Genomic DNA, 13,570 nt, shown 5'->3' on the forward strand with positions numbered 1-13,570 from the left:
GCGGTTGCGCCGTCCTTGCGCGGTGCAGGAATTGTCCAGGGTTCGGTGCATCCATCGCGTGCCGAACCGCGTATTTGTCTAGATCGCGCTTGAGTTGCGCGAGCCAGAAAACTTGTCCGCACCACGAAGCGAAGAATCTCGACACCCAGCCGCAACCCATGTCCATCCTGCCCACCCAAACCCAACGCGAGGTCTCCGTCAAGACCGTCCTCGGCGCCGACGTCCTCCTGTTCAAGCGTATGCACTGCAGCGAAGCGCTGGGCCGGCTGTCGGAGTTTCGGATCGAGCTCGCCTCGGAGCGCGGCGACATCCGCATCGCCGACGTCCTCGGCACCGACCTGACAGTCAGCGTCGACCTGGCCGAAGGGGGGCAGCGCCACTTCCACGGCATCGTCACCCAGTTCTCCTACCAGGGCTGGCGCGACGACAAGCCGTCCTACCAGGCGGTCGTGCATCCGGCCCTGTGGCTGCTCACGCGCGCCACCAATTGCCGCATCTTCCAGGACAAGAGTGCGCTCGAGATCGTCAAGGCGGTGGTGGCCGAGTACGGCGGGCTGGTCTCGCTGAAAGACGGGCTGCTGTCATCCACACCGGCGCCGCGCACCTACTGCGTGCAGTACCGGGAAAGCGACTTCAATTTCGTCTGCCGCCTGCTGGAAGAAGAAGGCATCTATTTCTACTTCGCGCACCGGGATGGCGCGCATACACTGGTGCTGGCCGACGGCTATGGCGCGCACCAGACCGTGGGCGGCTACGAAACCATCCTGTTTCGTGACGAAGAGGAGGGGCGCGATCCGCTCAAGGAGACCGTGACCCGCTTCGCTCCCGGCGGCGAGATCCAGCCCAGCGTCGTCACGCTCAACGACTTCGATTTCGAAAAAGCCTCGGCCAGCACCAGCGGCGCGCTGATGGTCAAGGCGACCATTCCGGCGCCGTTCGACCAGCGGCGCTACGAGCACTACGATTATCCCGGTCGCTACGTCGCCGCCGGCACCGGCAATGGCTTTGCACGCGCGCGCATCGAGGCGCTGCACGGCCAGGGCGAGCGCATCGAGGCCGCCGGCAATGCGCGCGGACTGACGGCCGGCGCGCTGTTCACGCTGGCCGAGCATCCGCGCAGCGACCAGAACCGCGCCTTCCTGATTACGGGCGCACAAACCGAAGTCACCGGCAACGACTACCGCACCGATGGGTCGAACGAAGGCATGGATTTCCGCTGCGTGTTCGAGGCGATCGGCAAGGAGCACGCCTACCGCGCCCCGGCCGGCGCCAAGAAGCCCGTGATGCAGGGGCCGCAAACCGCCATGGTGGTGGGCAAAAGCGGCGAAGAAATCTGGACCGACCAGTATGGCCGCATCAAGGTGCAGTTCCACTGGGACCGCGACGGCGCGTCGGACGAGACCAGCTCGTGCTGGGTGCGCGTGCAGCAGGGTTGGGCCGGCAAGGGCTGGGGCATGATGTTCGTGCCGCGCGTCGGCATGGAGGTCGTGGTCAGCTTCCTCGAGGGCGACCCTGACCGGCCCCTGGTGACGGGTTGCGTGTACAACGGCGACGCCATGCCGCCGCACGCGCTGCCCGCAAAACAGACCAGGTCGACCATCAAGTCGAACAGCTCGAAGGGCGGCGCTAACTTCAATGAACTGCGCTTCGACGACAAGAAGGGTGCCGAGCAGTTCTATATGCACGCGGCGCGCGACCTGGAGCAACGCATCAAGGGCGACGCCCTGGCCTGGGTCGGCGGCGACCACCACACCAGGGTAGGCAAGGACAGCATCGAGCAGGTCGACGGCGACCGCCATTACAAGATCGGCGGCGACCGCCGTGAAGAGACCGGCGGCTCGGCGACGCAGGAGGCGGCCCTGAATATGGTGGTCGAGGGCGGCATGAAGTCGGCGCTGTATGCCGGCCAGACCGTGCACATCAAGGCCGGCATGAACGTGGTCATCGAGGCCGGCGCCAACATCACGCTGAAGGCCGGCGCCGCCTTCCTCAGCGTGGGGCCGGCGGTGATCGTCGGCTCGACCATGCCACTGCCGATGCCGTCGGCATCCACCGCGGTGAACGCGGCGGTGCTGGCCGCCACCATCCGGCCAGGGCCGCCGCCGGTGGCGCCGCGCGAAGCCGACGACGGCAAGAGCTGAGCATCGCTTCCTCGGGAGGACGGCGCGACCTGCGTCCAACACGCGATTCCTCGCGTAAGTCTCTTGCACCCGGCCCTGAACCCAAGGAAATGACATGAAACTGCGACTGCACGTGCTGAGCTACCGCGACCAGCCGCCGCCCGAGCCGATCCAGGCCGAGTTCGGCGCCGAGGGCGGCATGGTCGGGCGCGCCCCCGGCAACCAGCTGGTGCTGGAAGACCCGGACAAGTACGTGTCGCGCAGCCACGCCAGCGTGACCCTGCGTGATGGCCGCTACTACCTGACCGATACGGGGAGCAACCCGAGCATCGTCAACGACCGTCCGCTGGGCGCCGGTTCCGAGGTCGCGCTGGACGACGGCGACCGTATCGTGGTCGGCGACTATGTGCTGCAGGCCGTGCTGGAAGGGGCGGTCGCGGAGGATGCCACGATGATGGCGCCCGCGCCCATGACGTCTTCCACTCCCGCTCCGGCGCCGCTGTGGCCGCAAGCGCCGTTCGAGCCCAGCCAGCCGGACAGCCTGGCCGGCGCCCGCATCCTCGATGGCGCCGCCGCTGCGGGCGGCGACGATCCGCTGGGCCTGGGCCTGTCCGGCATGGCAGGGAGGGCCGCGCATGGCGCCAGGCCCGCCGCCGAGCATGACCATGTGCCACCGGAGCGGCAGGCGTTCGCGCCGCCGCCGGTGTTCGCCGCCATCCCGGCCGACTACGATCCGCTGGCGGACCTGCAGCGGGCCGCGCCACCGCCGCCACCGCCGCCGCCGCCACCCGTGCCGCCACCCGCGGCCATCGAGCCGCCGCCCGCCGCAGCGCCGGCCGCCGAGAGCGCCGTGCTGCAAGCCCTGCTCGACGGCCTGGGCCTGCCCCAGCTGCGCACCAGCCATGCGCCGGAAGACCTGGCCCGGCTGGCCGGCGAACTGCTGCGCGGCCTCACCGCCGGCACGATGGACGTGCTGGTGGCGCGCGCGCTGACCAAGCGTGAAAGCCATATCGACATGACGATGATCGCCCCGCGCGCCAACAATCCGCTCAAGTTCTTTCCCGATGCCGGCAGCGCGCTGGGCCAGATGCTGGGCGCCGGGATGCCCGGCTACCTGGCGCCGCAGGCGGCGGTGCAGGGCGCCTTCGACGACCTCAAGGCGCATGAACTGGCCGTGATCGCCGGCATGCGCGCGGCGCTCGGCGCCGTGGTGCAGCGCTTCGACCCCGCGCGTGTCGAGGGACGCCTGAGCGAGCCGGGACGCTTCGACCGGTTGCTGCCGGCCGGCCGCAAGGCGCGCATGTGGGACCGCCTGGTCGAGCTGTACGGCGAGCTGGCGCGCGACGCCGACGAAGACTTGCAGCGCCTGTTCGGCGAAAAATTCTCCAGCGCCTATGCGCAGCAGGTCGAGCGCCTGCGCGCCGGGCAACCGTCTTCAACCCCTGATTCCTCAGAAACTCCATGACGTGGCAAAGTAAAGTAGTCTGGTCCGAGGGGATGCTGCTGCAGCCCCAGCACCTCCAGCAGCACGACCGTTACCTGGCGACCCAGCTCGAGGCGCGCGTCGGCGCGCTGCGGCCCTATGCCTGGGGCGTGTCGCGGCTCGAGATCGACCAGCAGCAGCTGGCGCTGGGCAAGCTGGCCTTGCAGGCCTTCAGCGCCGTGCTGCCCGACGGCACGCCGATCGGTGCGCCGAGCGAGGACGAGTTGCCGCTGCCAATTGACATCCCGCCCGATGCGCGCGACGTCACGGTGGTGCTTGCGCTGCCGGTGCGGCGCCATGGCATGCCCGAAGTCGACGACCGTCCCGGTCTCGACAACTTCGCCCGCCATGGGAGCCGCGAATACGAAGCCTGGGACAGCAATGGCCTGGACAGCAGCGCGCTCATGACCGTCGGCAAACTGCGCCTGCGTTTGGCGCTGGCGAGCGAGGTGGCCGACGCCTGGGTCACGCTGGGCGTGGCGCGCGTCATCGAACGCCGCGCCGACAACCGGGTCGTGCTCGATCCCGCCTATTGCCCGCCGGCGCTCGATGTGCGCGCGGCGCCCGCATTGAAGGGCTTTCTCGATGAGCTGCTTGGCCTGCTGCACCAGCGCGGCGAAGCCCTGGCCGCGCGCCTGGCCCAGCCGTCCGGCGCCGGCGCCGCCGATATCGCCGACTTCCTGCTGCTGCAGCTGCTCAACCGCAGCCAGCCGCTGGTGGCGCACCTGGCCGGCATGAGCGGCCTGCACCCGGAAGCGCTATACCGCGAACTGGTGCGCCTGGCCGGAGAACTGGCCACCTTCACCCGCGCCGACAAGCGGCCAGGCCCGTATCCGGTCTACCGCCACGATGCGCTCGACGATAGCTTCGCGCCGCTGGTGCTCGACCTGCGCCGCTCGCTGTCGTCGGTGATGGATCCGCATGCGGTGCCGATCCCGCTCGAAGAGCGCCAGTTCGGCATCCGGGTGGCGGTGCTGCCCGACCGCACGCTGCTGCATGCGGCCACTTTCGTGCTCGCGGTGCAGGCGCAGCTGGCGCCCGACGTGGTGCGCGGCAGCTTCCCGCCGCAGGTCAAGATCGGCTCGGTGGAGACGATCCGCGACCTGGTCAACCTGCAGCTGCCCGGCATCGCGCTGCGCCCGCTGCCGGTGGCGCCGCGCCAGCTGCCCTACCTGGCCGGCTACACGTACTTCGAACTCGATCGCGCCAGCGACTACTGGCAGCAGTTGTCCAATTCCGCCGGCTTCGCCATGCACATCGCGGGCAGCTTCCCGGGATTGCAGATGCAGTTCTGGGCGATCCGTCTCCAGGCTTCCTGACATGAATCCACACGAATCCCACGACGCCGGGCAGGACCCGGACCGCACCCTGCTGGTCCCGCGGCCGAGCCGCCGGCCACTGCAGCCGGCGACCGTGCCCACACCCGCTGCATCCACCTTCGCCTCCGCGCCGCCAGGCCGGACGCTCGCACCGGCGCCGCCCGGCGTCGGCCTGAACCCGCTGGCGCGCGCCGCCGCGCCGCTGCTGGAACTCGTCGTGCCGCTGCGCATGCTCGCCACCGCGCCCGACCTGGCGGCGCTGCGCGCGCAGCTGAGCGAGGCCGTGCGTCGTTTCGAAAGCGATGCCCGCGACGCCCGCATCGACGCCGAGACCATCGCCGCCGCGCGCTATGCGCTGTGCACCCTGGTCGACGAGACCATCTCCAGCACGCCCTGGGGGGGCGGGGTGTGGGGCGGGCGCAGCCTGCTGGTGGAGTTCCACAACGAGGCCTGGGGCGGCGAGAAATTTTTCCTGGTCCTGCAGCGCCTGAGCGCCGACCCGCGGCGCCACCTGGACGTGCTGCAACTGATGTACCTGTGCCTGGCGCTGGGCCTGGAAGGACGCTACCGGGTGCTGGAGCGCGGCCACGAGCAGCTCGCCTTGCTGCGCGAGCGCCTGCTGGCGCTGATCGACCAGCAGCGCGGCCAGCGCGAGCACGACCTGTCGCCGCACTGGCGCGGACACGAACGGGCGCAGCCGCGCATGCTGATCTGGCCGCCGTGGGTGATGGCGGTGTGCGCCGGCGTGGTCTTGCTGCTGCTCCAGCTCACCTATGGCGCGCTGCTCAACCGTGCTTCCGATCCGGTCTACGCCCGCATGGCGGCGCTGCGCGCGGCGCCGCCTGCCCGTGTGGTGGCCGCGCCCGCGCCGGCGCCCGGCCCGACGCCGCTGGCAACCGCGCTGGCGCTGGAGATCGCCGCCGGCCAGGTCAGCGTGAGCGGCAATGCCGAGCGCGCGGTGCTGACCCTGCGCGGCGACGGTGGTTTCGCTTCCGGCAGCGACGAGGTATCGAAACGCCTGCTGCCGGTGCTCGAGCGCATCGGCGACGTGCTGCGCACGCAACCGGGCAGGGTGGTGGTGATCGGTCATACCGACGACACCCGGCCCTCGCTGTCGGCGCGGCTGCCGTCCAACTTCGACCTGTCGAAGGCGCGGGCGCGCACCGTCGCGGCGCTGCTGGCGCAACGCGCCGGAGGCGACGGACGCTTCGCCAGCGAGGGCCGCGCCGACACCGAGCCGGTGGCGCCCAACGACGGCCCCGCCAACCGCGCGCGCAACCGGCGCGTCGACATCGTCGTCATGGCGCCGGCGGCATCCATTTCACCGCGCCAGCCGGCCGGACTTGATTGAGAGATCCATGAACCGTTTTATCCCCCACTGGCTGCGCAAGCCGTGGATACCCACCTTGATTGCGCTGGTCCTGCTGGCCATCCTGATCTGGTTCTGGGCGCCACTGCTCGAAGCGGGCGCCGCCCTGCGCTGGATGCTGATCGCGCTCCTGATGACGCTGGCGGCGGCCTGGTTCGCCGCCCGCCTGTGGCTGGCGCGGCGCCGTCACCGCGCGCTGATGGACGGCATCGCGCCCCCGGCGCCGGCGGCGTCGTCCGCTGCCGAGTCCGACCCGGCGGCGGCCGACCTGGCCGCGCTCGGCCAGCGCATGCGCGCCGCACTGGCCGTGCTGCGCACCGCCAACCCCGGCTGGCGCATGCGCGGCCGCTACCTGTACGAGCTGCCCTGGTATGTGTTCGTCGGCGCGCCGGGCAGCGGCAAGACCACGGCGCTGACCCGCTCCGGGCTCGAGTTTCCGCTGGCCGAGACGCTCGGGCCGGAAGCCATCGGCGGCATCGGCGGCACCCGCCACTGCGATTGGTGGTTCACCGACGAAGCGGTGCTGCTCGACACCGCCGGACGCTACACGACCCAGGATAGCCAGCTTGAGGTCGACCGCGCGGCCTGGGGAGGCTTCCTGGGCCTGTTGCGCAAGCACCGTCCGCGGCGCCCGATCAACGGCGTCATCGTCACCATCAGCGTGGCCGACCTGCTGCTGCAGCCGCGCGCCGCGCGCGAAGCCCAGGCGCGCGCGGTGCGCGCCCGTATCCAGGAACTGCAGGAACGCCTGGGCCTGGCGTTCCCGGTGTACGTCATCGTCACCAAGAGCGACCTGCTGGCCGGCTTCACCGAATTCTTCGAGCCGCTCGGACGCGAGGAGCGGGCCCAGGTCTGGGGCATGACGTTCTCGCTGGCCGACAGCGCTGCCCCTGCGCCGGCCCTGGCGGCCTTCCCGGCCGAATTCCGGGCGCTCGAAACCCAGCTGCAGCTGCGCATGCTGGAACGCTTGCAGCAGGAACGCGACCTCGGGCGGCGCGCCCTGATCCATGGCTTCCCGCGCCAGTTCGCGGCGCTGGAAGACGCGCTGGAGAACTTCCTGCAGGCGGTGTTCTCGGCCAACCGCTTCGAGCAGCCGGCGCTGCTGCGCGGCGTCTACTTCACCAGCGGCACGCAAGAAGGAACACCGATCGAGCGGGTGATGTCGTCGCTGGCGGCGTCGTTCGGCCTGCGTGACCGCGCGCTGCCGCCCCGGCCGGAGAGCGGGCGCAGCTATTTCCTGACGCGCCTGATGCGCGACGTGATCTTCCGCGAGGCGGGGCTGGCCGGCCTCAATCCGCGCGCCGAGCGCCGGCGCCGCCTGCTGCAATGGGGCGTGCTGGCTGGCGGCGCGGCGCTGGCGCTGCTGCTGGCCACGGCGCTCTCCATCAGCTACGTGCGCAACACGCGCCTGGTCGAGGAATCGGATGCGGCGGTCGCCGCGCTGGCGCGCCAGGCCGCGGCCGCGCCGCTCGTCGGCGACGAGCTGGGCGTGCTGCCGTTGCTGGACGCGGCGCGCGCACTGCCCGCCGGCTATGCCCAGCGCGAGCGCGACGTGGCGCTGCTCGAGCGCATGGGCCTGTACCAGGGCGAGAAGCTGGGCGATGGCGCGCAGGCCGCCTACCGGCGCCTGCTGCGCACGACCCTCGAGACGCGCATCGTGGCGCGCATGGAAAACGTGCTGCGCCGGGGCGACGCCGGCGGCCAGGACCTGCTGTACGAAACCCTGCGGGTCTACCTGATGCTGGGCCAGCGCCAGCACTTCGAGCCCGCCGCGGTCCAGGCCTGGGTCGAATTCGAGTGGGAGCGCAGCCTGGCGGGGGCCGCCGCGGCCGAGCGCGCGCAACTGGCGGCGCACCTCGAGGCGCTGCTGGAACAGGGAGACACGCCCGAACCGGTGCAGCTGGACGCGGCGCTGGTGGAGCAGGCGCGCCAGGCGCTGGCCGGCATGTCGCTGTCGGACCGTATCTATGGCGTGGCCAAGCGCCAGGTAATGCAGGAGGCGCTGCCCGAGTTCAGCGTCAGCCGCGCGCTCGGGCGCGATGCCTCGGGCGTGTTGGCGCGCGCCAGCGGCGAGCCGCTGGGACGCGGCGTGAATGGTTTGTACAGCGTGGCCGGCTACCGCCGCTTCGCCCAACTGAGCTGGCTGGCGGTGGCCGACATCGCCGGCGACGACTGGGTGCTGGCGCGGCGCGAAGCCAATGGCGGCCCGGAGGGCGTGGCGGCGGCGCGCGAGGCGGTGCTGCAGCTGTACTTCGCCGACTACATCCGTGCCTGGGATGCCTTCCTGGGCGACCTGCGGCTGGCGCCGCTGGCCAGTCTCGACGACGCGGCGCGGGTCAGCAATGCGCTGGGCGGCGCCGATTCGGCCTTGCGTGTGCTGCTGGCCGGCGCCGCGCGCGAGACGGCGTTGGCCGCGGTGAAGGCCGACGGCCTGCCGCCCGGCGTTGGCAAGCTGGTGCAGGACAAGGTCGGCCGCGCGCGGCGCCAGCTGGAGGCGGTGTTCGGCGCCCAGCAGGCGCCGCCGCTGCAGCAACAGCAACAGCAGCATCCGGTCGACAGCCACTTCGCGCCGCTGCACCGGCTCGTCAAGGGCCCGGCGCCGACCCAGCTCGAGCAGATGCTGGCCCTGGTCAGGGACGCCGCGCTGTACTTCGATGCCGCCGAGGGCGCGCGCCGCAGCGGCGCCCCGGCGCCGGCCCAGGACGCCCTGGTGCGCCTCAAGCGCGCCGGGGAAGGGCAATCGGCGCCGCTGCCGGCCATGTTCAAGGGCGTCCACGACGCCGGCGCCGGCCTGGCCCAGGGCGGCGAGCGCGCGCGCCTGAACGCGCTGTGGAATGCCGGACCGGCGCAGTTCTGCCGCGACGCCATCGCCGGGCGCTATCCGCTCGACCGCGCCAGCGCGCGGGACGCCACCGCCGACGATTTCGGCAAGTTCTTCGCGCCCGGCGGCCTGATGGACGATTTCTTCACGCGCCACCTGGCCACCTTCGTCGACATGGGCGGCGCGCGCTGGCGCTGGCGCGCGGCCGGTGACCTGGCCGGCGCCTCGCAGGGAGCGCTCGACGCCTTCCAGCGCGGCGCGCGCCTGCGCGACATGTTCTTCGCCGGCGGGGCGCGCCAGCCCACCTTGCGTTTCACGCTGCGGCCACTCTCGGCCGATACTGCCCTGTCTGGGGCCCGGCTCGAGATCGACGGCCAGCAAGTGGCCGCCGACGGCCAGGCGGTATCCCTGCTGCTCCCCAGCGGCAAAGGCAATGGCCAGGTGCGGCTGTCGGCGCCGGGAACCCAGGCCGACCTGCGCAGCGACGGTCCCTGGGCCTGGCTGCGCACGGTCGACCGTGGCGTGCTCGAGCCGCTGCAGCCCGAGCGCTACCGCCTCGGCCTGAGCCTGGACGGCCGTAAGGCGAGCTGGGAGCTGACCGCGGGCAGCGTGATCAATCCGTTCCGGCGCGAGGTCACAGGCTTTGGCTGCCCGGCTGCGCTGTGAAAGGCAAGCTGGCCGCGCCGGGCCTGTTCGGCAAGCTGGCCAGCCATGGCGACTTCGTCCAGCGCCGCCTGCCGCCGGACTTCATCGCGGCCTGGGACACCTGGCTGCAGCAGGGGATACGCGAAGGCCGCCTGCGCCTTGGCGCGGCCTGGCCCGAGCGCTACCTGCACGCGCCGCTATGGCGCTTCGTGCTGGCCCCCGGCGTGTGCGGCCGAGCCGGGATGGCCGGCGTGCTGCTGCCGAGCCTCGACCGGGTCGGGCGCCATTTTCCGCTGACGCTGGCGGCGCCGCACGACCACGCGGCGGCCTGCCTGCTCGACCTGGCGACAGCAGGCATGGACTGGTTCGACCGGCTGGCCGACCTGGCCGTGTGCGCGATGTGGGGCGACCTGGCGCTGGAGGAGCTCGAGCCGGCCCTGGTGCGCGTGGGTGGACCGCCGCGAGAGACATCCGGGGCTGCATCGGCGTTTCCCGAAGCCCGTGCGTGCCGGGCCGTGTTCTGGACCGAGGGCGAGCCTGGGGTGGAACCGCTGCTGATGCTGCTCCATGCCTTGCCTGATGCGCCGACCCTGGGCGCGATGCTCGCGCAGGCGTGCGACTGACTCAGGGCGCGTCGGCCAGAGCGCGCGCCGCATCGAGGAAACGCGCGCGCGCAACGGGCGCCTCGATCTGCCCCGCCACCAGGTCGACCAGCGCCGGGCGATCGGCGGCCCGGGGCAGCGCGCGCTTGACGACGATGGCGGCGATCGGCCCGATCTCCAGCGCCAGCAGATGCGCGAGCGCGCTGCCGAAAGCGGGATCCAGAGGCGCAGGCGCGATATTCCCGGTTTCCTGAGGCGCCTGTACCGGGCCGTCCGCACCGGACTCCGGCGTGCTCTCCAACTCCCGCTCGAGCGCCGCCAGGCTAGTGGCGAAATCGGCGCGCGCGGCGGGCGAGGGGATCTGCTCCAGCAGGCGCTCGCCCAGGGTGGAAAAATCCGGCGCGTCGACCGCGATCCGGCGCAGCAGGAGCCGCGCGACGGGACCGATCTGCGCGGTCAGCAAGGCTTCCAGTTGCGGCAGCACGGCCAGCTTCCAGGCCGTGAGGTCGGCCGTCAGGCCATGCCTTGACGGCTCGGCGGCTGTCGTTGGCAGGGCCGGGGGCGCGGACAGCAGCACGGTCGCGTCGGCATCCGGCGCGGCTGCCGCGCCGGCCGTCTCCAGCGCCTGCAGGAAGGCGGCGGCATCGGCGAAGCGCGCCTGTGCCGTCTTGGCGAGCGCGCGCATGACCACCGCATCGAGCGCGCCCGGCAGCAGGGGATTGAGACGCGACGGCGGCGCCGGACTATGGGTCAGCACCTGCTGCATCACGGCGGCGGTGGAACCGGAAAACGGGCGCTGGCCGGTCAGCAGCTGGTACAGCACCACGCCGGCCGAGAACAGGTCGCTGCGGCTGTCGATGGCTTCACCGCGGAACTGTTCGGGCGACATATAGCTGGGCGTGCCGAGCATGGCGCCGGTCTGGGTCAGCGTGGACGACTCGATGCGGGCGATGCCGAAGTCGCCGACCTTGATGCGGCCGTCGCGCGTGACCAGCAGGTTGGCGGGCTTGATGTCGCGATGGACCACGCCGTGGGCATGCGAATAGGCGAGCGCCGCGAGCAGGTCGCGCATCCAGGCCAGCACCTGGGGCAGGGAGCAAGCCTCCACGCCGCACATTTCCGACAGCGGGCGACCGTCGACGAATTCCATCGCGATATACGCCAGGTCGTTCGCTTCGCCGTATTCGTGCACCGCCACGATGTTCGGATGCATTAGCCGGCCGGCGGCCTGGGCTTCGGTGCGAAAGCGCCGCAGCAGTTCCTCCGCCCCGTCGGCGTCGCCCAGGCGGTGCTGGACGGTCTTGAGCGCGAGCGTGCGTTCGATCAGCGGATCGAAGGCGCGGTAGACCACGCCCATCGCGCCGCGGCCGAGGATGGCGTCGAGGCGGTACTTGCCGATCTGGCGCGGAAACGCATCGACTTCACTCATCGAGCATTTTCATCGCGCTGTTCAAGCTGGTGCGCATGCGGTCGAAGGAGCGCGCCAGACCGGCCAGCTCGTCCCCGCCCCGGGTGTCGATGGCGGCGGCGTCGGCGCGCCCCAGGCTGACGTCATCGGCGACGCGCGACAACTGGCCGATACGGCGCGTGACGAACAGGTGCACCATCACGTTGAGCGCGACGAACAGGAAGCCGAAGATCCCGAGCAGCGACAGCATATAGGTCTGCAGCAGCGTGCGCGCACGCGCCAGCGGCACCTCCATGGGCACCGACACCACGTGGGCGCCGACGGTCTCGCCCAGCTTCCAGCCGAAACCGCGCTCGCTGCCGTAGATGTCGCGCATGGTGGACGGTGCATCCTCGGGCTTGCCATGGCAGGCCAGGCAGGCCGCGTCGCGGATGCGGATCGGCCGCGCGACATACAGCGCCGGCCCGGCGGCGACGACGTGCTGGCCCACCAGTTCGGCGGTCTGCGGCTCGGCGCGCAGGCGCTCGACCAGCGGCTTTTCGAATTCGTCGGCGCGGTTGCGCGGATTGGTCGGGTTGAGCGTGGCCTGCTTGTAGCCGTAGTTGGGATAGGCCTTGAGCAGCTGGTTCAGGTGCTCGATGGCGGCGAAGGTCGGCACCGCCTCGGGCAGGAACTCGAACTTGAGGCGGTTTTCCAGCAGCGGCGTGACGTGGGCGCTGGTGTATTTGGTGGCCGCGTCGGAGGCCTGCATCAGCAGGCGCGCGTGCTGCAGGGTCTCTTCGCGGGCATTCTCGGCCAGCATCGCATCGGTGACGACGCCGGCGGCGCAGAAGCCGAACACGGACACGGCCAGGAAGACCAGGTTGAACTTGGCGGCGAGCGAACGGATCTTCATGGTCAGAACAGGTGGTTGAGCGGGGTGTTGGCTCGGGTCTTGACCGCGCGCTGGCGGCGCAGCGCATCGCGCCACTCCGGCTGGTCGGCGAGCAGGTCTTCGACTTCGTTGCGGAACACGGCGTCCTCGAGACGCGCGGCGAACTGCGCGACCAGGCGCCGGCGCAATGGCGGGTTGGCGTCGCGCCAGGCGGCGATATCAAAGGCGGCGATCTCGCGCTGCGCCTTCGGTTCGGCGGCGCGCGCGCGCGCCGCGACCCCGACCAGCGGGTCGAGGAAGGCGCGCGGCAGCTGCTGCACGAACAGGCGCGGCGCGCGCGGGGCGACTGCGAGCGGGCGCGTGGACAGCCGCGCCGCATACTGTTCGCGGCCGACCGCGACGGCGCGCGCGCCGCCAGGGCCGTTGTCGTTGACGGCGACGGCGCCGCTCTCGACGAACAATTCCGTTCCCTCGGACACCAGGCGCATGATGCCGCTGGCGCCGGTGGCCGGTAGTGAGAGCAGGCCGGCATCGAGCGCCAGGCGTCCGCCCGGCGGGGCGCCGCCGGCGAACTTGCCCCAGCCGCGCAGCAGGCTGGCCGCGGGCGCCGCGCCGGCGTCAAGCACCAGCACGCTGCTGGCCGGGCCGAGCGCGAAGCGGGCGCCGTTGGACCATTCGATCTGGACCGTGCCGGCAGTCGATTCGACGATGTCGCCGGCCTGCAGGCGCACGCCGGCCGGCGCCTGGTAGACGGTGGTCTTGCGGATCAGGCGCGGCGGCTGTTCGGCATGCGAGACGAGGGCGTTCTGGGCCAGGGCCGGCGCAGCGGGATACAGCTGAGCCAGCGCGCCCAGCATGGACACGAACAGGACGAGGTCCCATCGCGGCCGGCGCGACAGGCCGCGAAATGGGGGAAATGGGTGCATGGG

9 protein-coding genes are annotated in these 13,570 nt (G+C 71.4%); 6 read left to right on the forward strand and 3 right to left on the reverse strand.

The annotated features are described in order from the left end of the window. Positions 1–158 precede the first annotated feature (158 nt). From SOM61_RS07350 to tagF, 6 genes are all read left to right on the forward strand, one after another. Entirely contained in the window at positions 159–2,141 is a 1,983-nt protein-coding gene (locus SOM61_RS07350; RefSeq protein WP_320473469.1) for a type VI secretion system Vgr family protein, read from the forward strand. Between the two features lie 94 nt (positions 2,142–2,235). Beyond that, positions 2,236–3,585 (forward strand): type VI secretion system-associated FHA domain protein TagH, encoded by a 1,350-nt coding sequence (gene tagH, locus SOM61_RS07355; protein ID WP_320473470.1) that lies wholly within the window; start codon positions 2,236–2,238, stop codon positions 3,583–3,585. Further along, positions 3,582–4,922, forward strand: coding sequence for a type VI secretion system baseplate subunit TssK (gene tssK, locus SOM61_RS07360; RefSeq protein WP_320473471.1), 1,341 nt, complete (start codon positions 3,582–3,584; stop codon positions 4,920–4,922). The genes tagH and tssK overlap by 4 nt, the downstream gene beginning before the upstream one ends. Position 4,923: 1 nt before the next feature. Beyond that, complete coding sequence (gene icmH, locus SOM61_RS07365; RefSeq protein WP_320473472.1) at positions 4,924–6,273, forward strand: type IVB secretion system protein IcmH/DotU; 1,350 nt, start codon at positions 4,924–4,926, stop codon at positions 6,271–6,273. Between the two features lie 7 nt (positions 6,274–6,280). After that, positions 6,281–9,778, forward strand: a complete 3,498-nt coding sequence (tssM, locus tag SOM61_RS07370; protein WP_320473473.1) for a type VI secretion system membrane subunit TssM — start codon at positions 6,281–6,283, stop codon at positions 9,776–9,778. Then, a complete protein-coding gene (gene tagF / locus SOM61_RS07375) occupies positions 9,775–10,380 on the forward strand; it encodes a type VI secretion system-associated protein TagF (protein WP_320473474.1) in 606 nt (201 codons plus the stop codon). Before tssM ends, tagF begins: the two co-directional genes overlap by 4 nt. A 1-nt stretch (position 10,381) precedes the next feature. Here tagF and SOM61_RS07380 read toward each other — a convergent pair whose 3' ends face one another. The 3 genes from SOM61_RS07380 to SOM61_RS07390 are packed head-to-tail and all read right to left on the reverse strand — an operon-like array spanning position 10,382 to position 13,567. Beyond that, positions 10,382–11,788 (reverse strand): serine/threonine-protein kinase, encoded by a 1,407-nt coding sequence (locus SOM61_RS07380; protein ID WP_320473475.1) that lies wholly within the window; start codon positions 11,786–11,788, stop codon positions 10,382–10,384. After that, positions 11,781–12,662 carry a Tll0287-like domain-containing protein gene (locus SOM61_RS07385; protein WP_320473476.1) on the reverse strand — a complete coding sequence of 294 codons (882 nt, stop codon included), beginning with the start codon at positions 12,660–12,662 and terminating at the stop codon, positions 11,781–11,783. Before SOM61_RS07385 ends, SOM61_RS07380 begins: the two co-directional genes overlap by 8 nt. A gap of 2 nt (positions 12,663–12,664) precedes the next feature. After that, the gene (locus tag SOM61_RS07390; protein ID WP_320473477.1) at positions 12,665–13,567 is read right to left on the reverse strand and encodes a FecR family protein; all 903 of its coding nucleotides are present in this window, start codon (positions 13,565–13,567) and stop codon (positions 12,665–12,667) included. Positions 13,568–13,570: the final 3 nt, after the last annotated feature.

Origin of the sequence: Massilia sp. CFBP9012 (assembly GCF_034045115.1) — a bacterium.
Classification (GTDB): Bacteria; Pseudomonadota; Gammaproteobacteria; order Burkholderiales; family Burkholderiaceae_D; genus Telluria.

Bases quoted from the DNA above. Each gene is read 5' to 3' on its own strand.
- SOM61_RS07350 (WP_320473469.1), top strand. From the start codon at position 159: ATGTCCATCCTGCCCACCCAAACCCAACGCGAGGTCTCCGTCAAGACC.
- tagH (WP_320473470.1), top strand. From the start codon at position 2,236: ATGAAACTGCGACTGCACGTGCTGAGCTACCGCGACCAGCCGCCGCCC.
- tssK (WP_320473471.1), top strand. From the start codon at position 3,582: ATGACGTGGCAAAGTAAAGTAGTCTGGTCCGAGGGGATGCTGCTGCAG.
- icmH (WP_320473472.1), top strand. From the start codon at position 4,924: ATGAATCCACACGAATCCCACGACGCCGGGCAGGACCCGGACCGCACC.
- tssM (WP_320473473.1), top strand. From the start codon at position 6,281: ATGAACCGTTTTATCCCCCACTGGCTGCGCAAGCCGTGGATACCCACC.
- SOM61_RS07380 (WP_320473475.1), bottom strand. From the start codon at position 11,788: ATGAGTGAAGTCGATGCGTTTCCGCGCCAGATCGGCAAGTACCGCCTC.
- SOM61_RS07385 (WP_320473476.1), bottom strand. From the start codon at position 12,662: ATGAAGATCCGTTCGCTCGCCGCCAAGTTCAACCTGGTCTTCCTGGCC.
- SOM61_RS07390 (WP_320473477.1), bottom strand. From the start codon at position 13,567: ATGCACCCATTTCCCCCATTTCGCGGCCTGTCGCGCCGGCCGCGATGG.